This is a genomic window from Nocardioides silvaticus (assembly GCF_003160695.1).
GTDB lineage: Bacteria > Actinomycetota > Actinomycetes > Propionibacteriales > Nocardioidaceae > Nocardioides > Nocardioides silvaticus.
Genome location: NZ_QGDD01000002.1, coordinates 263191 through 282636 on the forward strand (window position 1 = coordinate 263191; position 19446 = coordinate 282636).

The following is a 19446-nucleotide window of genomic DNA, read 5'->3' on the forward strand; positions in this document are numbered from 1 at the left end:
TAGGGTCGGTCCGTGCTTGCCGACGACGCCGCCACCGCTGCCGACCTCGAGGTCCCGGTCACCCTGCTGGACGCGGACCTGCCGCTGCCGTCGTACGCCCATCCCGGCGACGCCGGTGCCGACCTGGTGACGACCGTCGACGTCGAGCTGGCCCCCGGGGAGCGGGTGCTGGTGCCGACCGGCGTCGCGATCGCGCTGCCCGACGGCTACGTCGCGCTGGTCCACCCCCGCAGCGGGTTGGCGGCCCGCCACGGGTTGTCGATCGTCAACACGCCGGGCACGATCGACGCCGGCTACCGGGGCGAGATCAAGGTGCTGCTCATCAACCACGACCCGGTCGAGCCCATCGTGCTGAGGCGCGGCGACCGGATCGCCCAGCTGGTCGTCCAGCGGTTCGAACGGGCCCGGTTCGTGCCGGTCGCCGACCTTCCGGAGAGCGTGCGTGGCAGTGGCGGCTACGGTTCTACTGGAGGCTTCGGCCCCACGAACGAGCAGACGAAGGAGACCAGCCAGTGAGGTTCCGTCGGAAGTCCGACGTCGACGACGCCCCGGAGACCAGCGAGACCGGCGCGGAGAACGAGGCGGAGACCGTCGCCGACGGTGACCCGGCTGCGGAGCCCGCCGGTGGCGAGGGCGGCCCGTTCGACGCCGACGACCTCCCCGACGACGGGGTCCCGCGGATCGACCTCGGTGCGCTGCTCGTCGCTCCTGCCGAGGGACGCGACCTGCGGGTCCAGGTGGACGAGAAGACCGGCACGGTCCGGTCGGTCGTGCTGGCGGGCAAGGACGGCGCGGTCGAGCTCCGAGCCTACGCCGCGCCGCGCAACGGCGACCTCTGGGGCGAGGTGCGGCCGCAGATCGCCGCCGACGCCGCCCGCCGCGGCGGCACCGCGACCGAGAACGACGGGCCGTTCGGCACCGAGCTGTTCTGCGAGATGCAGGTGAAGAACGCCGAGGGCAAGGTCGCCACCCAGCCGTCGCGGGTCATCGGGTTCAACGGTCCGCGTTGGCTGCTGCGCGCCACGTTCCTCGGCAGACCGGCCGTCGACGCCGAGGCCCTCGACGAGTGGTGCAGCACGGTGACCCGGGTCGCCGTCCGCCGCGGCGCCCAGGCGATGCCGGTGGGGGAGCAGCTGCCGCTGACCCTCCCTGCCGAGATCCAGCGGGTGCAGGCCGAGCAGGCCGGGCAGGCCGCTGCGGCCGGCGACGACCGGTCCGGCGTGCAGGCCGACGGCTAGAGCCACCTAGGGGACGACGTGGCGACCAAGAGCCGGCTGCGGCGCACGATCAGCAGGTGGGCCAGCCCCGACGAGGCCGAGGCCCGCGACCTGCGGAAGACCTTCGCCGGCAGCGGTGTCGTCACCATCGCGGACGCGCCCGCCCGGACCCCCGTGCAGCTGCGCGGCTCCCTGCGCACGGTGACCCTGCGCCCGCGCGGCGGGGTGCCCGCCCTGGAGGCGGAGCTGTACGACGGCACGGGCACTCTCACCCTGATCTGGCTCGGCCGCCGGCGGATCGCCGGCATCGGCCCCGGGCGGTCCATCGAGGTCTCCGGCCGCGTCGGTGAGCACGACGGGCAGCGCATCCTCTACAACCCGCGTTACGAGCTCCTGTGAGCGACCGGGACGAGGAGGTCGTGGCGGCCGAGGACCCGGCCGACGAGGACCACTCGCTCACGACCGAGGCCGCGAAGAAGATCGGCGTCGCGACCGTCGAGGCGCTGGTGCGCCACCAGCTCGCGGCGTCGCTCGGCGGGAAGCGCGGCATGCTCGAGGCGGCGATTCCGGGGATCATCTTCACCGCGATCTGGCTGCCGACGAAGGAGCTGGAGGCGGCCCTGGTCGCGAGCCTGGCCGTCGCAGGAGCCGCGCTGCTGCTGCGGATCGTGCAGCGCAGCTCGACGCAGTACGTCTTCAACGCGATCTTCGGCATCGGCCTCGGCTGGGTGTTCGTGCGCTGGGCCGAGTCCTCGGGTGGGTCGGAGTCCGACCAGGCCCTGGCCTTCTTCCTGCCCGGGATCCTCATCAGCCTCGGCTACACCGTCGTGATGGGCGCCTCGTGCCTGATCGGCTGGCCGGTGCTCGGGTTCATGCTGGGCGTCGCCACCGAGGACGCGACCGGGTGGCACGAGAACAAGCAGGTGGTGCGGCTGTGCAGCAGGCTCACCTGGGTCATGCTGCTGCCCGGCGCGATCGGGGTGCTGCTCCAGGGCCCGGTCTGGCTGCTCGGCCACTACGACAGGATCGACACCGACGTGGCCGTCGTGATCATCGCGGTGCTGCGCACCGGCCTCGGGTGGGCGCTGCGGATCGGCTCGTGGGCGCTGATGATCTGGCTCCTGGCCCGCAACGCGACACCGTTGGAGGCGCCGGAGGGGAAGGCCGCCGAGAGCTCGTAGCGAGCGGGCCTCAGTTGCCGGGGTGGGCGCTCGGCGCCAGCAGCGTCTCGAGCTCGTCCTCGGCCTCGGCGGGCACGACGAACAACAGCTCGTCACCGGCCTCGACCGGCTGCTCCGGCGTCGGCACGTAGACCTGCCCGTCCCGCAGGATCGTGACGAGGGCGCAGTTCTCCGGGAGCGGGATCAGCCCCGAGACCTTGCCGACGTACGGCGAGTCCGCGGGGAGCGTCATCTCGACCAGGTTGGCGTTGCCCTGGCGGAACGTGAACAGCCGCACCAGGTCACCGACCGTCACCGCCTCCTCGACGAGGGCGGACATGATGCGCGGCGTCGACACGTTCACGTCGACCCCCCACGCCTCGGTGAAGAGCCACTCGTTGTTGGGGTGGTTGACGCGACCGACGGTGCGCGGGACGCCGAACTCGGTCTTGGCGAGCAGCGAGGTGACCAGGTTGGCCTTGTCGTCGCCGGTCGCGGCGATCACGACGTCGCACTTGTCCAGGCGGGCCTCCTCGAGCGACGACAGCTCGCAGCTGTCGGCGAGGAGCCACTCGGCGTCGGGCACCCGCTCCGGGCGGATCGACGAGGGCGACTTGTCGATGAGCAGGACCTCGTGACCGTTCTCGATCAGCTCTCGGGCGATGGACCTGCCCACGGCGCCGGCGCCGGCGATGGCGACTCGCATGTCCGCTCCTCCTCAGTCCCCGTGACCCGGTCCGGCCGCGAGCGCGTCGTAGGCGTCGCCCGCGTTCTCCTCCCGCACGACGACGTGCAGCAGGTCGCCCTCCTGGAGCACGCTGTCACGGGTGGGCAGCATGCCCTCGCCGAGCCGGTCGATCCACGCGACGCGGGCCCGGGCCTGCTCCTGGAAGGTGCCGACCGACGAGCCGACCCACGCCTCGGGCACGACCATGTGGTCCATGCGGATGGTGCCGGACGGGTCGCGGAAGTCCGGCTCGGCACCGGCGGGCAGCAGCCGACGGAGCACCTGGTCGGCCGTCCACTTCACCGTCGCGACGGTCGTGATGCCGAGGCGCTGGTAGACCTCGGCGCGGCCGGGGTCGTAGATCCGGGCGACGACCTGCTGGATGCCGAACGTCTCGCGGGCCACGCGCGCAGCGATGATGTTGGAGTTGTCACCGCTGGAGACCGCGGCGAACGCGTCGGCACGGCGGATGCCGGCCTTCTCCAGCACCTGCTGGTCGAAGCCGATGCCCGCGACCTTGTCGCCGTTGAAGCCGGGACCGAGCCGCCGGAACGCGTCCGGCTCGCTGTCGATGACGGCCACGGTGTGGTTGCGGTCCTCCAGGCTGCGGGCGAGCGTCGATCCGACGCGGCCGCAGCCCATGATCACGACGTGCACGGTTGAACGCTATAGCAGGGGCGGGCGGACGGTGCGCAGCGGCGGTGGCTCGGCGGTCGCGGCCGAAGTCCTCCGGATCGCCCGCCATGCCCTAACGTTGTCGCACGTGGGTGTCGGCGACGTCTCGAAGCGGATCCTGCTCGGGCGGAAGCTCAGGAGCGCTCAGCTGGGGGAGACCCTTCTCCCCAAGCGTGTCGCCTTTCCGGTCTTCGCGAGTGACGCGCTGTCCTCGGTCGCGTACGCCCCTGACGAGATCTTCATCATCCTGGCGCTGGCGGGGGTCGCGTTCTACTCGCTCAGCCTCTGGGTAGCCCTCGCGGTCGCAGCGGTGATGGCGGTCGTCGTCGCGTCCTACCGGCAAAACGTCCACGCCTATCCGTCGGGCGGGGGCGACTACGAGATCGCCACGGCGAACCTCGGCCCGCGTGCCGGTGTCGCGGTCGGCAGTGCTCTCATCGTCGACTACGTGCTCGTGGTGGCGGTGTCGCTCTCCTCTGCCGCGCAGTACGTCGCGTCGGCCGCCGACTTCTTCGCCGACCACCGCGTGGTCGTCGCGGTGGCGCTCGTCGTGTTCCTGACCCTGATGAACCTGCGGGGGGTCCGGGAGTCCGGGACCTCCTTCGCGATCCCCGCCTATGCCTTCATGGTCGCGTTGATCGGGACGTGTCTCTGGGGCGGCTACCGAGCGCTCGTGGGGGACCTGCCCGATGCGGAGAGCGCCGCGCTCGACATCCTCCCGGCTGAGGGATACGAAGGGACGCTGACCACGCTGGCGCTGGTGTTCCTCGTGGCCCGAGCGTTCTCCTCCGGATGCGCCGCCCTCACCGGGGTGGAGGCGATCTCCAACGGGGTGCCGGCGTTCAAGCGGCCGAAGGCCCGCAACGCGGCGACCACGCTCTTCCTGCTGGGCATGGTCGCCGTGACCTTGATGCTCGGCGTCGTCTCGCTGGCGAACGCGATGAACGTCAAGTACGTCGACCCGCACGACCTGGACCGACTCGTGCGCTCCGACGGCACCTCGGTCGGCGATGACTACCACCAGGACACCTTGATCGCGCAGATCGCTCACGGCGTCTTCGACGGCTTCCCGCCTGGCTTCTACTTCGTGGTGATCGCGACCGGCGTGATCCTGGTGCTCGCCTCGAACACTGCGTTCAACGGCTTCCCGGTGCTCGGCTCGATCCTGGCCAAGGACGGCTTCCTGCCCCGCCAGCTGGCTGCCAGGGGAGACCGTCTCACCTACAGCAACGGCATCATCATCCTGGCCGCCATGGCGACGGCGCTGATCATCGCGTTCGAGGCCGAGGTCACGCGGCTCATCCAGCTCTACATCGTGGGTGTGTTCGTCTCGTTCACCCTCAGCCAGCTCGGGATGGTTCGGCACTGGACTCGTCATCTCGCGTCCGAGCGCGACGCGGCGGAGCGCCGGCGCATGCAACGCGCCCGGATGATCAACGGCACCGGCTTCGCGATGACCGCTGCCGTCCTGCTCGTCGTGCTGATCACCAAGTTCCTCGCCGGCGCCTGGTTGACGGTGCTCGCGATGGGGGCCTTCATCGCGCTGATGGCCGCCATCAAGCGCCACTACGACCACGTCGCCATCGAGATCGCGGCCGACGAGTCGGACAAGGCGCTGCCCACCCGGGTGCATGCCATCGTGCTGGTCTCCAAGCTCCACAAGCCGACGCTGCGTGCGCTCGCCTTCGCCAAGGCGACCCGGCCGAACTCGCTCGAGGGTGTCTACGTCTCCGTCGACAACGCCGAGACCGCGCGGCTGATGGAGGAGTGGGACGACCGCAACCTCGGCGTGCCGTTGAAGATCCTGCACTCGCCGTACCGCGAGGTGGTCAAGCCGATCGTGGAGTACGCCTCCGCGATCCGCGGCGCGAACCCGCGGGCGGTCGTCGCCGTCTACATCCCGGAGTACGTCGTCGGCAGGTGGTGGGAGCAGCTGCTCCACAACCAGACCGCTCTGCGGCTGAAGGGCCGGCTGCTGTTCACGCCCGGGGTCATGGTCACCTCCGTCCCCTACCAGCTGCGCTCGTCGGAGATCGCCCGCGAGCGCGAGGCCCGCGAGGAGGCTCGCGGCTACCGCGGTGACCTGCGCCAGGGCCGGGTGCGCGAGGGTGGCGGGGATCGCGACCGGCAGGTCCAGTGAGTCGATCGCGCCGGCCCCGGGCCCGCCAGCAGCGCGGCCGATCGGTCGTCGGGGAGCGTTATGAGACCGTCGTCGGTCCGGTGGCCCACGGCGGCCACTGCGTCGCGAGGGTCGGTGAGGAGCAGCGGGTCGTCTTCGTCCGGCACGCCCTCCCTGGCGAGCGGGTCGTCGTCGAGCTCACCGAGGGCACCGAGGGCGACCGGTTCTGGCGCGGCGACGCCGTCGAGGTGCTCACCCCCGCCGCCGACCGCGTCGTCCCGCCCTGCCCCTACGCGGGTCCCGGGCTGTGCGGCGGCTGCGACTTCCAGCACGTGTCGCTGGCCGGGCAACGGGCGCTGAAGGCGGAGGTCGTCCGGGAGCAGCTGCGCCGGCTGGCGCGTCTCGAGGTCGACGTCGAGGTGGAGGCCGTGCCCGGCGACACCGATGGACTGGGCTGGCGGACCCGCCAGCGCTACGTGCCGCTGGGCGGTGGTGCCCGCGGCATGCGGAAGCACCGCTCCCACGAAGTGATCCCGGTCGAGCGCTGCCTGATCGAGTCGCCGGAGGGTCCGTCGTACGAGGTGCGGGGGAGCTGGTTCGAGGTGGCGGCCGGAGGTTTCTGGCAGGTCCACCCCGGCGCGCCCGAGGCGCTGGTCGCTGCCGTGCTCGAGGCGCTGGACCCCCGGCCCGGTGAGTCGGCCCTCGACCTCTACGCCGGCGTCGGGCTGTTCAGCCGGTTCCTGCTGGACGCAGTCGGTCCGGACGGCCGGGTCTGCGCCGTGGAGGGCGACGCCCCCGCCGTACGCCTGGCGAAGCGCAACTGTCCTGGCCTTCACGCCACCGCCGGCGACGTCGGCACCGTGCTGGCGACCGAGTACGACGCGCCGTTCGACCTCGTGGTGCTCGACCCACCGCGCGTCGGGGCGAAGCGGGCGGTCGTCGAGCAGGTGGTCGACCGGCGGCCGCGCGCCGTCGCCTACGTCGCCTGCGACCCGGCCGCCCTCGCTCGCGACGTCGCGATCTTCGCCGAGCACGGCTACGTGCTGCAGGGCCTGCGGGCCTTCGACCTGTTCCCGATGACCCACCACGTCGAGTGCGTCGCGCTGCTGTCGCCGCGTTAGCCCGATCGACGTAGCCCACCGGGGCTAGTCCATTTGCCTCATGGTGCCGAGCGGCCGGGTGACCTTTGCTGGATCCCTCAGTCCTCGACGAAAAGGGAGAGAGCCCATGCTCGGCAAGCTCAAGGACAAGATGACCTACGCCAACGTCGCCAGCACGCTCGCGCTGGTGATCGCCGTCGGCGGTGGGGGCGCGGCAGCAGCCGCAGCGATGATCCCCAACAACTCGGTCAACTCGGCGAAGATCGTCAACAACTCGGTGAAGAGCAAGGACATCAAGGACGGCACGCTCGGGGCCCGTGACCTCACCGGCGGAAAGATCGGCGTCGCCCGCGGTTACGCATGGATCGATGACGGCGCCACGGCGCTGAACACGCCGGTGACCTTGACCAATGGTTACGTCTTCAACGCTTCTGGTCAGCCGGTGACCGTGACCCGCAACAGCCCTGGCAACTACACCGTGACGTTCGAGGGCAACAACTGGGGACCGGGCCACGTCCAGGTGACGGCGTACTCAGCAGGATCGATCTTCTGCAACAGCAACGGTTGGGGTGCACCGTCCGCCAGCGTCGAGTGCTTCGACGCTGCGGGCAACAACGCGGACGCCCGGTTCGACATCGCGGTCTTCGAGTAGGGGTCGGTCGCGACTCCTCGTGCCTGCCCGCGCGCCGACGAGATCAGTGCGCGGGCAGGATCACGTTCAGCTGGTTGAGCTCGCCGGCGGCGACGGAGAGGGTGCCGCCGTCGTACGGCCGGCCGGCGTGCCACTGCGGCGTCGACACCCGCACCTGGTAGACCCCTGCGGGGACCTCGAGCTCGAAGTCGCCGTCGGGTCCGACCGCGGCGCCGTAGTCGTCCGGGCCGTCGAGCTCGAGCCGGCCGCGGGTCACGAACTCGCCCGTGCCCAGCCCCGGGCCGCCGACGAGCACCACCACCCCGACCACGGTGCCGTTGGTCGACCGGGGGTCGACGTAGGTGTAGGGCCCAACCCGCACCGGTGGCGTGGCCGCCCCACCGGCCGGGCACGACGTCGGGCCGAAGCCGGGGACCTCGAGCTCGAGGTCGGCCGCGACCCTGAGGATGATCCCGTCGTTGTCGACCCCCTCGCAGTAACGGCCGACCGACCAACCGAGGGTGACCAGCACCGGCTGGTCGGGGAGCACCACGAGTTCCTGCGGCTCGCCGAGCCGCTCGTCGAGCACCGTCGCGACGTCGGCGGGCACGCCCTGGTCCAGCACGACGACGCCGGGGAACCTTCGCACGGTGCACGGCTCGACCCCCGGCGCCAGGCGGAGGGTCGCCGTCAGGTAGGTGGTCTCCCCGGCGACCGCGGGCTCCTCGTCGTCGGCCACCAGGTCGCCGCCGCCGCAGTCGGGCGCCGCCCGCGCCACCGGCGACACGAAGGGGTCCCGGGCCGGGTCGTCGCCGCCCTCGCCCCGGAGGGCCACGACGACGACGAGCGCGACCACGACGACCGCGGTCGCCGCGGCCGCGGCCCGTTCCCGGCTGGAAGGTGGAGGCACCGGCGTCGGGTCACCTCACCACGTCGAAGATCTGCTTCTGGATGCCGTTGGCGTAGGTCTCGCTCTCGACGAGGCGGAGACGGTGCTTGTCGGTCGAGGTGTCGTCCCACAGCCGCTTGCCCGTGCCGAGGACGAGGGGGAACACCAGCAGGTGGTAGCGGTCGACGAGGCCGGCGGCCGCGAGCGACTTGGCGAGGCCCGAGCTGGCGTGCACCGAGATCGGCCCGCCGTCGGTCGCCTTGACCGCGGCGACGTCGTCCGTCGAGCGCAGGATCGTGATGTCACCCCAGTCGTCGACCAGCTGGTCGTCCTGGAGGGTGGTGGACACGACGTACTTGGGGAGGGCGTTGTACCGCGGGAACTCCTCGGTCATCGACGGCCAGACGGGGGCGAACAGCTCGTAGCTGGCACGGCCGAGCATCAGCGCCCCGGCCTCGTCCTGCTCCTGCGCCTTCAGTGCGTAGGCCTCCGGCACGTAGTCCACGTCCTTGAACGACCAGCCGGCGTGCGGGTGTCCTTCGTCGCCTCCGGGCGAGTCGATGACGCCGTCGAGGGTGATGAACTCGGTGACGTAGAGCGTGCGCATGGGTTCTCCTTGGTCGGGGTGTCTTTACCTCACCACGAACGAGGGTCGTTCGATACGACAGGTCCCTCGGATTTCTCGTGCCGGGGCGCTCTCGTTGCGTCGGCTAGCGACGGGCGGCGTAGATGCGTCGTACGACGTCCTCGATGTCGGGCTCCTCGACGGTGAGGTCGAGGACCTCGGCCCGCTCGCTCACGGCAGCGAGCACGCGGGCGGCGGTAGTCGCCTCCGCGTCGAAGGCCAGCCGCTGGCGCAGGCCGTGCCCCTCGGACGTGAGGTGGCGGGTGCTCGGGATGCCGGTCAGGTCGTCGACCGGCTCGGCGAGGTCGACGACCAGCACCCGCTCGGCGCCGACGGTCCGGGACAGGCCGGGGAGGTCGCCGTCGTAGGCCAGCCGGCCGCGGTCGATGACGAGGACCCGGTCGCAGAGCCGCTCGACGTCGCCCATGTCGTGGGTGGTGAGCAGCAGCGTGGTGCCGTGGGTCCGCCTCTCGGCCACGAGGAACTCGCGCAGCCGCTGCTTCGACAGCACGTCGAGCCCGATGGTCGGCTCGTCGAGGATCACCAGCCGGGGGGAGTGGAGCAGCGCGGCGGCGACCTCGCCGCGCATCCGCTGCCCGAGGGAGAGCTGGCGCACCGGGGTGGCCAGGAACTCGGCCATCTCCAGCCGTTCGACGAGCTCCTCGGTGCGGCTCGCCTCCTCGCTCGCCGACAGGCCGTGGATGGCTGCGAGGATCCGGAACGACTCGCGCACCGGCAGGTCCCACCACAGCTGCGACCGCTGGCCGAACACCACGCCCACCTGACGCGCCAGGCGACGGCGGTCCTGCACCGGCCGGAGCCCGCAGGTCGTCACCGAGCCGCGGGTCGGCACCAGGATCCCGGTGAGCATCTTGATGGTCGTCGACTTCCCGGCACCGTTGGCGCCGATGTAGCCGACGGCCTCGCCCGGCGCCACCCGCAGCGAGAGGTCGTCGACCGCCACCAGGGTCCGTCGGCGCAGGGCGTCGCGGACCCGGAACTCCCGGGTCAGGCCGTCCGTCTCGATGATCGGGGTGCTCATCCTCCGCCTCCTTGGTAGTGCCGTACGCCGACCCGCCAGCTCGCGAGCGCCAGCGTCCAGGTCCACACCGCCGCCGCCGGGGCGCACCAGCCCACCCAGTCCGGCAAGCCGTACGGCGGCGCGTAGCCGAGCAGCCAGAGCGCCGGCAGGAAGCCGGTGAAGACCATCGGGAAGAAGAACCCGAACACGGCCCACAGCGGCCGGTTCCAGACCGACGCGGGCTGGGTCGCGGCGTAGCGGCCGCCGTAGACGAACGCGTTGGTCGTCTCCGCGCCCTCGACGAGGAAGAACTGGGCACCTCCGGCCCACACGAACATGCCGGCGAACACCGCGTAGCCGCTGACGATCGCGAGCGCGAGCAGCAGCACGTGGGCCGGGCTCCAGTCGATGTCGTTGAGGACCAGCCCGACGGTCAGCGCGACCGCCCCGACGGCCGCCCGTGCGAGCCGGCGCAGCGAGATGTCGCTGGTGATCAGCTGGAGCAGCAGCGGCTGCGGGCGCAGGTAGAAGACGTCGAGGGTGCCGGCACGGAGGTACGACGGCAGGTTGTCGCAGTGGCCGAACGACATGTCGGCCAGGCTGAAGCAGAGGTCCGCGAGCCCGAAGACCAGCAGGATCGCGGTGAAGTCGAGACCGCCCAGGGCGTCGACGCTGTGGAACAGCACCGAGACCTCGGCGAGCTCGATCGCCCCCACCAGGAGCGAGCTGAGCAGGTCGAGCGCGAAGCTGGCGCGGTAGGCGCGCTGCGAGCGGGCGCGGGAGCCGAGCACGGCCAGGTAGGGGCGGAGCGCGGTCCGTAAGGAGGCGGTCGAGGTGTCAGCCACCCTGCACCTCCAGGTGCCGGCGTCCGGCGCGAGTGAGCAGCTGTCCCAGCGCGGCGACGGCGACGAGCCAGGCGACCTGCGCGGCTAGGAGGACCAGCGCCTCGGTGCCGTCCGCCCGACCCGAGATGATGTCGACCGGGTACATCATCATCGACGGGAACGGCGTCGCCTGGGCGAGCGCCTCCAGCCAGGCCGGGAACAGCCAGATCGGCACGAACAGGCCGGCGAAGAACCCCGAGACCACCATGTAGAGGATCTGGAGCCCGCGGGTCTCGACCAGCCAGAACCCGGGCGCGGCGACCACGAGGTAGACGGTGGCGGCGGCGATCGTGATGCCGAGCAGCACGCTCACCGCGCCCAACAGGTAGGCGAAGGGGTCGTCCGGCAGGGCCATCCCGACGACCAGGCCGCCGATCAGCACCGAGGGGATGCCGCGCGGGATCAGGTTGAAGATCGCCTTGCCGACCTCGGTCGTGATCGCTGCCGCCTGCACGTCCAGCGGTCGCAGGAAGTCGACGGCGACGTCGCCGTCCTTGATCCGGTCGGCGATGTCGATCCGGCCGAAGAGGTTGACCGACCCGAGCAGCCCCTGCGACACCCAGATGTAGGTGCTCATCAGCGCGATGTCGTACCCCTGCAGCTCGCCGCCGGCGGCGCGCACCGTGGCGAAGAGGATCGCGACCTTGAGCAGACCGAAGGTGGTGTTGGCGACCAAGCCACCGAACGCGGCGAGGAGGTACGCCGACTGCCGCCTGAACCCGGCGACGAGGATGCGCCAGTACACCCTGATCGTCGCTCGCATGAGAGACAGCAACCTAGGCTTGCGTTCAAGTCGACTTCAAGTCCTAGTGTCGAGCACATGAGCATGGAGTCGATCGCGTGGAACCAGCTGTACCGGCGGATGAGCGCGCCGGACGAGAGCCGCGCCTTCACCGCCGCAACCGCCCGGCGGATCCTCGAGTTCGCACGGCCGCACCGGCGCAAGCTGATCGGCTTCATCCTCCTCAGCGTGGCGGGCGCCGCGCTGGCCGTGGCGACCCCGGTGCTGGCTGGCCGGGTGGTCAACTCGATCGTGGCCGGCGACGAGCCGCGGGTCGTGGTGCTGCTGGCACTGGTCATCGGCGGCGTCGCCGTGCTCGACGCGGCGATCGGGCTCGTCACCCGGTGGCTCTCGTCAAGCATCGGCGAGGCGCTGATCCTGGACCTGCGCACCGCCGTGTTCGACCACGTCCAGCGGATGCCGATCGCGTTCTTCACCCGCACGCGGACCGGCGCGCTGGTCAGCCGGCTCAACAACGACGTCATCGGCGCCCAGCGCGCGTTCAGCAGCACCCTGTCCGGCGTGGTCGGAAACCTCGTGATGCTCGTCCTCACGCTCGTGGTGATGCTCGGCATCTCCTGGCGGGTCACGCTCCTCGCGCTGGTGCTGCTTCCCGTGTTCGTCGTGCCGGCGCGGCGGATGGGCAACCGACTGGCTGGCATCCAGCGCGAGGCGGCCGACCACAACGCCGCGATGGGCAACCAGATGACCGAGCGGTTCTCCGCGCCCGGCGCAACCCTGGTCAAGCTCTTCGGCCGCCCCGACCACGAGTCGGCCGAGTTCGCCGCGCGCGCCCGGCGGGTGGCGCAGATCGGTGTCCGGACCGCCCTGGTGCAGACGACCTTCGTCACGGCGCTGACGCTCGTCTCGGCGCTCGCGGTGGCTCTCGTCTACGGCCTCGGCGGCTACTACGCCCTGACCGGCGGGCTCGACGCCGGCGACGTGGTGGCGCTGTCGCTGCTGCTCATCCGGCTCTACGCCCCGCTCACTGCCCTCGCGAGCGCGCGGGTCGAGGTGATGGCGGCATTGGTGAGCTTCGAGCGGGTCTTCGAGGTGCTCGACCTCGAGCCGCTGATCCAGGACCGGCCCGGCGCGCGGGACGTGCCGGAGGGCCCGGTGGCCGTGGAGCTCGACGACGTGCGGTTCTCCTATCCGTCGGCGGACCGGGTCTCGCTCGCGTCCCTGGAGGAGGTGGCGACGCTGGACGCACGTGGTGGTGAGGAGGTCCTCCACGGCGTCACGCTGCGGGCGGAGCCGGGCCAGGTGGTCGCCCTTGTCGGGTCCTCGGGGGCCGGGAAGTCCACGATCGCCCAGCTCGTCTCGCGGTTGTACGACGTCGACGCGGGCGCCGTCCGCCTTGCCGGCGTCGACGTGCGCGATCTCTCTGCGGCGGCGATCCGGGACACGGTCGGCATGGTGACCCAGGACGGGCACCTCTTCCACGACTCCATCCGCGGCAACCTGCTGTTCGCGCGGCCGGACGCGTCGGAGGAGGAGGTCTGGGACGCGCTGGAGCGGGCGCGCCTGGCGGACCTGGTGCGGTCGCTGCCCGACGGGCTGGCCACCGTCGTGGGGGAGCGCGGCTACCGCCTCTCCGGAGGCGAGCGGCAGCGGCTGACGATCGCCCGCCTGCTGCTGAAACGGCCGCGAGTGGTGGTCCTCGACGAGGCGACCGCCTCGCTCGACTCGACCTCGGAGGCGGCGGTCCAAGCGGCACTCTCCGAGGTGCTGGCCGGCCGGACCGCGCTCGTCATCGCGCACCGGCTCTCGACCATCCGCACCGCCGACGTCATCCTCGTCGTCGAGGACGGCCGGATCGTCGAGCGCGGCACGCACGTCGAGCTGCTGGCGGCCGGCGGCCGCTACGAGGAGCTCTACCGCACCCAGTTCGCGGAGGCCGGCGACGAGCTGCCGGCCTGACCCGCGCTCAGTCGAGCCCGACGAAGCCGCTGCGGTAGGCCGCGACCACCAGCTGCACCCGGTCGCGGACGCCGACCTTCGCGATCAGCCGGGCCACGTGGCACTTCACGGTGGCGGGGGAGATGAAGAGGGTGCCGGCGATCTCGACCGTCGACTGGCCCTCGGCGAGGAGGCGCAGCACGTCGGCCTCGCGGCGCGAGAGCCGTGCGGTCCAGGAGTACGCGTCCCTGGACGGTGGTGCCGTCGCGTATCCAGGTCCGACGACCTGGAGGTGCCGGGGCGACGCCTCGGCGATGGTGCCCGGTCCCGGCTCGCTCATGACTACTCCTCGTCCTCGGCCGAGGCTAGGGAGGCCGCGCGGTGCGCGCACTGCGCGCCGGCGAAGGTGAGACGGTTGTGAGACGGCGCGCCGGGCGTGGACGCCGTCTGGTCCACTGCCCCTCCGTCATGTATCTTGATATCAAGAGATATCGGGAGATCCGATGTCCGGGAGTTAGGACAGCCTCACTATCCGCCCCGACCAGCGCGGCGGCAGGATGGCAGGAAGCCCCACCCGACAGAGAAGTCGTAAGAGGACGGAGACGCGGATGGCCAGCAAGGACAGCTTCGGCGCCAAGAGCACCCTGGACGTGGACGGGAGGTCCTACGAGATCTTCCGGCTCGACGCGGTCACCGGCGAGGGGCTCGACCAGGCGTCGCTCCCGTTCTCGCTGAAGGTGCTGCTGGAGAACCTCCTCCGCACCGAGGACGGCGCCGACATCACCGCCGACGACATCAAGGCGCTGGCCGGCTGGGACGAGAACGCCCAGCCCGACAAGGAGATCCAGTTCACGCCCGCCCGCGTGATCATGCAGGACTTCACGGGTGTGCCCTGCGTCGTCGACCTGGCGACGATGCGGGAGGCGATGGCGGAGCTCGGCGGCGACGCCACCAAGATCAACCCGCTCGCCCCGGCCGAGATGGTCATCGACCACTCGGTGATCGCCGACGTCTTCGGCACCCCGGAGTCGTTCCAGCGCAACGTCGAGATCGAGTACGAGCGCAATCGCGAGCGCTACCAGTTCCTGCGGTGGGGCCAGACGGCGTTCTCCGACTTCAAGGTGGTGCCGCCGGGCACCGGCATCGTCCACCAGGTCAACATCGAGCACCTGGCGCGAGTCGCCTTCACCCGCGAGGTCGGCGGCGTTCTCCAGGCCTACCCCGACACCTGTGTCGGCACCGACTCCCACACGACGATGGTCAACGGGATCGGCGTCGTCGGGTGGGGCGTCGGCGGCATCGAGGCCGAGGCCGCCATGCTCGGCCAGCCGGTCAGCATGCTGATCCCGCGGGTCGTGGGCTTCAAGCTCTCCGGTGACCTGCCCGAGGGCGCCACCGCGACGGACCTGGTGCTCACCATCACCGAGATGCTGCGCGAGCACGGCGTGGTCGGCAAGTTCGTCGAGTTCTACGGGCCCGGCGTCTCCGTGCTGCCGTTGGCCAATCGCGCCACGATCGGCAACATGAGCCCCGAGTTCGGCTCCACGATCGCGGTCTTCCCGATCGACGGGGAGACGATCAAGTACCTCAAGCTCACCGGCCGCTCGGAGGAGCAGCTGGCCCTGGTGGAGGCCTACGCCAAGGAGCAGGGCCTGTGGCACGACCCGGACGCCGAGCCCCGGTTCTCCGAGAAGCTCGAGCTCGACCTGGCGACGGTCGTCCCGTCGCTGGCCGGGCCCAAGCGGCCCCAGGACCGGGTGTCGCTCTCGGACGCCAAGGAAGCCTTCCGCACAGCCCTGGCCGACTACGCGAGCGACGGCGCGCCCGAGGGTGGATCGGACCAGCCAGGAGTGCCTGCCCAGGAGACGCCCGACGAAGCCGAGAAGTCCAAGGTCGATGAAGCCTCCGACGAGTCCTTCCCGTCCAGCGACGCGCCCGCCCATTCCGAGGGGGGCAACGGCAAGGGAGCGCCCGACGACTGGCACGACCACGCCGGTGCCGGGGGCGGTGCCGGACGGCCCTCCAACCCCGCCCGGGTGACCCTCGAGGACGGCACCGAGTTCGAGATCGACCACGGTGCGGTGACCATCGCCGCGATCACCTCGTGCACCAACACCTCGAACCCGTCGGTGATGATCGGCGCCGCCCTGCTGGCGAAGAAGGCGGTCGAGAAGGGCCTCCAGCGCAAGCCGTGGGTCAAGACCACGCTGGCTCCCGGCTCCAAGGTGGTGTCGGACTACTACGAGAAGTCCGGCCTGACGCCCTACCTCGACAAGCTCGGGTTCAACCTGGTCGGCTACGGCTGCACCACCTGCATCGGCAACTCCGGGCCGCTGATCCCCGAGGTCAGCCAGGCCGTCAACGACAACGACCTCGCCGTGGTCTCCGTGCTGTCGGGCAACCGCAACTTCGAGGGCCGGATCAACCCGGACATCAAGATGAACTACCTGGCCTCGCCGCCGCTCGTCGTGGCCTACGCGCTGGCCGGCTCGATGGACGTCGACCTGTTCAACGACCCGCTCGGCCAGGACAGCGACGGCAACGACGTCTACATGAAGGACATCTGGCCCTCGCCGGCGGAGATCGAGGAGGTCATCGCCGCTGCGATCAGCTCCGACATGTTCGACGAGAGCTACAAGGACGTCTTCGCCGGGGACGAGCAGTGGCGCTCGCTGCCCACCCCGGAGGGCGACACCTTCGAGTGGGACCCGGAATCGACCTACGTGCGCCGGGCGCCGTACTTCGAGGACATGCCGCAGGAGCCGACCCCGGTCACCGACATCGACGGCGCCCGGGTGCTGCTCAAGCTCGGCGACTCCGTGACGACCGACCACATCAGCCCGGCCGGCGCGATCAAGAAGGACTCGCCCGCGGGCAGGTACCTCGCCGAGCACGGGGTGGAGCAGCGCGACTTCAACTCCTACGGCTCGCGCCGCGGCAACCACGAGGTCATGATCCGCGGCACCTTCGCCAACATCCGGCTGCGCAACCAGCTCGCGCCGGGCACCGAGGGCGGCTTCACGCGGGACTTCACCGACGGCGGTGAGGTGACCACGGTCTTCGAGGCCTCGGAGAACTACATCGCCGCCGGCATCCCGCTGGTCGTCCTCGCGGGCAAGGAGTACGGCTCCGGCTCGTCGCGCGACTGGGCGGCCAAGGGCACCTCGCTGCTGGGCGTCAAGGCCGTCATCGCCGAGTCCTACGAGCGGATCCACCGCTCGAACCTGATCGGCATGGGCGTGATCCCGCTGCAGTTCCCGGAGGGTGAGAACGCCGAGTCGCTGGGCCTGACCGGCGAGGAGACGTTCACGATCACCGGGATCACCGAGCTCAACGACGGCACCACGCCGCGCACGGTGAAGGTCAAGGCGGACGCCGTGGAGTTCGACGCCGTCGTCCGGATCGACACCCCCGGCGAGGCGAGCTACTACCGCAACGGCGGCATCATGCAGTACGTCCTCCGCAACCTGTTGCGGGCTTGATCCGCGCGATGCGTCCGATCGGCACGGCGACGCTGCTGCTCGCTCTGGCAGCAGCGCCCGTGCTGACCGGGTGCGGGTCGGGCGGCGGCGACGCCGACGACGTGCCGACCATCACGACACGGCCGTCGATCTCCGGGGCCGGCGCGACCGAGACGACGGGGAGCGCGACCTCCCCAACGACGCGGGCGAACACATCGCCGACCGACGCGACCACGTCGACGACGGGCGACGCGCCGCCGACCGAGACCGCCGGGCCGTCGCCGGAGCCCCCCACCGATCGACCGACCGGCCCGACGACCTACCGCAAGGCCAGCGCGCTCATCGACGAGGCGGGACGACCGATCGCACAGCCGCTGCGGCGGTTCTCGACCGACGAGGACCTGCTCTACTGCCTGCTCGACGATCCGGTCATCGGGCCGGCGTGCGAGCTCAGCCGAGGCTTCGTGAAGGACGAGGAGGTGTGCGGCGGCTCGGCCGAGGGCGTGGGCCGGATCGAGACGTTCGAAGGCGAGGCGCGACCAGTCTGCAACACCGACACCATCCGCGAGCCGGGCGCGCAGCAGGTCCTCGGCGACGGGGTGGTGTCTGACGGGAAGGACGTCCGGTGCCTCGTCGACAGGTACAGCGTCACCTGCATCGACCTCGCGGCCGAGACCGGCTTCTTCCTCGCGCCGCGCGAGTACCACGTGTTCTAGCGCGCTGACCGTCGCACTACCGTGGGCGACATGCTCGTCGCCTTCAGCATCTCGCCCTCCGGTCCGGCCGTCGACGAGACGGGCGGTGTCACCGAGGCTGTCGCCGCCGCCATCCGGGTCGTGCGGGAGTCCGGCCTCCCCAACGAGACCAACGCGATGTTCACCAACATCGAGGGGGAGTGGGACGAGGTGATGGCCGTGGTGAAGATGGCCGTCGACGTCGTCGCCGAGACCTCGCCCCGCGTCGGGCTGGTGCTCAAGGCCGACATCCGCCCCGGCCGCACCGGCCAGCTCGCCGCCAAGGTGGAGCGGATCGAGCAGGCGCTGGGGCCGGGCGGCCAGGACGGCGCCTGATGGACAGCGAGACCTTCGGCTTCCGGACCGGTGGCGAGGACACGGTCCTCGACATCACCAGCACCTGCGCGGAGTTCGCGGCCGGGCGGGGCGACGGGCTCCTGCACGTGTTCGTGCCGCACGCGACCGCGGGGATCGCGATCATCGAGACCGGCGCCGGCAGCGACGACGACCTGCTCGCCGCGCTCGCCGACCTGCTGCCGGCCGACGACCGTTGGCGGCACCGGCACGGCACCCCCGGGCACGGCCGGTCGCACGTGATGCCGGCGCTGGTGCCGCCGTACGCGACGCTGCCGGTGCTCGGCGGCCGGCTCGCGCTCGGCACCTGGCAGAGCGTCTGCCTGGTCGACCTCAACGTCGACAACCACGAGCGCGAGGTGCGGCTCAGCTTCCTGACGGGCTGAAGTCCAGGCCTCGCTCCGCGAGCGAGGCGCCGATCCGGTCCAGCGCTATCGGGCCGACACCGTGCAGTGCCGCCAGGTCGGCGCGGGTCCAGCGGGCGGCGTCCTCGAGCGTGTGCACCCCGACCTCCCGCAGCGCACGGGTGGCCGGGGCGCCGATGGTGCGCGGCAGCGGCGTGCCCGCGCGGCGCGGCGCCCGATCGCGGGGGCCGTCCACGTGGTCGAGCACGGCCTCGCCCCGCGGCGACAGCCGGTAGCCGATCGCCAGCGACTCGGTGAGGCCGCGTTCCTTGAGCTTGCGGACGTCGCGCTTGAACTCCGCGGTCGGCCTCCCGAGCTGCGCGGCCAGCTCCGGAGCGCGGACCTCCGGGTTGGCGTCGATCATGCGCAGGGTGGTGCGGGTCCAGGGGCCGATGGCCGAGGACGCGTCCAGCCGATCGAGCCCGGCCAGGATGCCGGTGATCTCCTCGGCACCGGGCACCGTGGCACGGAGCGTCTCGCGGGGGTCGGCGCCGTCGTACCGCAGCCCGACGCGGTACGCCGGGCGGTCCGCCCTGGCGGAGAGGGCCTCCTTGAGCGCGGTCAGCGACGGCGCCCCGCTGCGGCGGGCGTCCTCCGCGCGCAGGGCCGAGACCGCCACCTGCTCGACGCTGGTGACCTCGAGCACCCCGACGGCGGTGCGCAGCCGGGTGCCGACCTTGACCCGGGCCCGGTTCCAGCGTCGGAACGCCAGGTCGATCTCGCCCCTGCGGATGGCCTCGAGCTCGGCCGGTCGGATCATCACGC

General features: G+C 71.3%; 21 protein-coding genes. 12 read left to right on the plus strand and 9 right to left on the minus strand.

From position 1 onward, the window contains the following. Positions 1-12: 12 nt before the first annotated feature. The 4 genes from dut to DJ010_RS06095 are packed head-to-tail and all read left to right on the plus strand — an operon-like array spanning position 13 to position 2398. Entirely contained in the window at positions 13-516 is a 504-nt protein-coding gene (gene dut, locus DJ010_RS06080) for a dUTP diphosphatase (RefSeq protein ID WP_109692746.1), read from the plus strand. Continuing rightward, a complete protein-coding gene (locus DJ010_RS06085; protein ID WP_109692747.1) occupies positions 513-1238 on the plus strand; it encodes a DUF3710 domain-containing protein in 726 nt (241 codons plus the stop codon). Before dut ends, DJ010_RS06085 begins: the two co-directional genes overlap by 4 nt. 18 nt (positions 1239-1256) lie before the next feature. Continuing rightward, positions 1257-1616, plus strand: coding sequence for an OB-fold nucleic acid binding domain-containing protein (locus DJ010_RS06090; protein ID WP_109692748.1), 360 nt, complete (start codon positions 1257-1259; stop codon positions 1614-1616). Continuing rightward, positions 1613-2398, plus strand: coding sequence for a DUF3159 domain-containing protein (locus tag DJ010_RS06095; protein ID WP_245927272.1), 786 nt, complete (start codon positions 1613-1615; stop codon positions 2396-2398). The genes DJ010_RS06090 and DJ010_RS06095 overlap by 4 nt, the downstream gene beginning before the upstream one ends. A gap of 10 nt (positions 2399-2408) precedes the next feature. Here DJ010_RS06095 and DJ010_RS06100 read toward each other — a convergent pair whose 3' ends face one another. Together DJ010_RS06100 and DJ010_RS06105 are read right to left on the minus strand one after the other, a co-directional pair. Beyond that, complete coding sequence (locus DJ010_RS06100) at positions 2409-3083, minus strand: potassium channel family protein (protein ID WP_109692749.1); 675 nt, start codon at positions 3081-3083, stop codon at positions 2409-2411. A gap of 12 nt (positions 3084-3095) precedes the next feature. Then, complete coding sequence (locus DJ010_RS06105; protein ID WP_109693124.1) at positions 3096-3761, minus strand: potassium channel family protein; 666 nt, start codon at positions 3759-3761, stop codon at positions 3096-3098. Between the two features lie 106 nt (positions 3762-3867). Between DJ010_RS06105 and DJ010_RS06110 the strand changes: the two genes are divergently transcribed. The 3 genes from DJ010_RS06110 to DJ010_RS06120 all read left to right on the plus strand — a co-directional run bounded on the left by DJ010_RS06110 (position 3868) and on the right by DJ010_RS06120 (position 7650). After that, a complete protein-coding gene (locus tag DJ010_RS06110; RefSeq protein ID WP_245927274.1) occupies positions 3868-5919 on the plus strand; it encodes an APC family permease in 2052 nt (683 codons plus the stop codon). Beyond that, entirely contained in the window at positions 5916-7019 is a 1104-nt protein-coding gene (locus tag DJ010_RS06115) for a class I SAM-dependent RNA methyltransferase (protein ID WP_109692750.1), read from the plus strand. Before DJ010_RS06110 ends, DJ010_RS06115 begins: the two co-directional genes overlap by 4 nt. 106 nt (positions 7020-7125) lie before the next feature. Next, entirely contained in the window at positions 7126-7650 is a 525-nt protein-coding gene (locus DJ010_RS06120; protein WP_109692751.1) for a hypothetical protein, read from the plus strand. Positions 7651-7693: 43 nt separating this feature from the next. Here the strand turns inward: DJ010_RS06120 and DJ010_RS06125 are convergent, their stop codons facing one another. The 5 genes from DJ010_RS06125 to DJ010_RS06145 form a co-directional block, all read right to left on the minus strand. Then, positions 7694-8539 (minus strand): hypothetical protein, encoded by an 846-nt coding sequence (locus DJ010_RS06125; protein ID WP_146207267.1) that lies wholly within the window; start codon positions 8537-8539, stop codon positions 7694-7696. 10 nt (positions 8540-8549) lie between these two features. Next, a complete protein-coding gene (locus DJ010_RS06130; RefSeq protein WP_109692753.1) occupies positions 8550-9125 on the minus strand; it encodes a dihydrofolate reductase family protein in 576 nt (191 codons plus the stop codon). A 103-nt stretch (positions 9126-9228) separates the two neighbouring features. Then, complete coding sequence (locus DJ010_RS06135) at positions 9229-10185, minus strand: ABC transporter ATP-binding protein (RefSeq protein ID WP_109692754.1); 957 nt, start codon at positions 10183-10185, stop codon at positions 9229-9231. Continuing rightward, positions 10182-11009 (minus strand): ABC transporter permease, encoded by an 828-nt coding sequence (locus tag DJ010_RS06140; RefSeq protein WP_109692755.1) that lies wholly within the window; start codon positions 11007-11009, stop codon positions 10182-10184. The genes DJ010_RS06135 and DJ010_RS06140 overlap by 4 nt, the downstream gene beginning before the upstream one ends. Beyond that, complete coding sequence (locus DJ010_RS06145) at positions 11002-11811, minus strand: ABC transporter permease (RefSeq protein WP_109692756.1); 810 nt, start codon at positions 11809-11811, stop codon at positions 11002-11004. Before DJ010_RS06145 ends, DJ010_RS06140 begins: the two co-directional genes overlap by 8 nt. Positions 11812-11868: 57 nt before the next feature. Here DJ010_RS06145 and DJ010_RS06150 point away from each other — a divergent pair, with 57 nt between their 5' ends. After that, positions 11869-13749 (plus strand): ABC transporter ATP-binding protein, encoded by a 1881-nt coding sequence (locus DJ010_RS06150; RefSeq protein ID WP_109692757.1) that lies wholly within the window; start codon positions 11869-11871, stop codon positions 13747-13749. Positions 13750-13756: 7 nt separating this feature from the next. Here DJ010_RS06150 and DJ010_RS06155 read toward each other — a convergent pair whose 3' ends face one another. After that, positions 13757-14068 (minus strand): helix-turn-helix domain-containing protein, encoded by a 312-nt coding sequence (locus tag DJ010_RS06155; RefSeq protein WP_109692758.1) that lies wholly within the window; start codon positions 14066-14068, stop codon positions 13757-13759. Positions 14069-14336: 268 nt separating this feature from the next. Between DJ010_RS06155 and DJ010_RS06160 the strand changes: the two genes are divergently transcribed. The 4 genes from DJ010_RS06160 to DJ010_RS06175 are packed head-to-tail and all read left to right on the plus strand — an operon-like array spanning position 14337 to position 18663. Further along, entirely contained in the window at positions 14337-17210 is a 2874-nt protein-coding gene (locus tag DJ010_RS06160) for an aconitate hydratase (RefSeq protein WP_109692759.1), read from the plus strand. Between the two features lie 8 nt (positions 17211-17218). After that, entirely contained in the window at positions 17219-17905 is a 687-nt protein-coding gene (locus tag DJ010_RS06165) for a hypothetical protein (RefSeq protein WP_109692760.1), read from the plus strand. Positions 17906-17935: 30 nt separating this feature from the next. Then, positions 17936-18259: a thiamine-binding protein gene (locus tag DJ010_RS06170; RefSeq protein WP_109693126.1), complete on the plus strand. Its 324-nt coding sequence runs from the start codon at positions 17936-17938 to the stop codon at positions 18257-18259. Next, a complete protein-coding gene (locus DJ010_RS06175) occupies positions 18259-18663 on the plus strand; it encodes a YjbQ family protein (protein WP_109692761.1) in 405 nt (134 codons plus the stop codon). The genes DJ010_RS06170 and DJ010_RS06175 overlap by 1 nt, the downstream gene beginning before the upstream one ends. On the opposite strand, the gene DJ010_RS06180 is transcribed toward DJ010_RS06175, so the two are convergent. Next, complete coding sequence (locus DJ010_RS06180) at positions 18644-19444, minus strand: hypothetical protein (protein WP_109692762.1); 801 nt, start codon at positions 19442-19444, stop codon at positions 18644-18646. The genes DJ010_RS06175 and DJ010_RS06180 overlap by 20 nt on opposite strands. Positions 19445-19446: the final 2 nt, after the last annotated feature.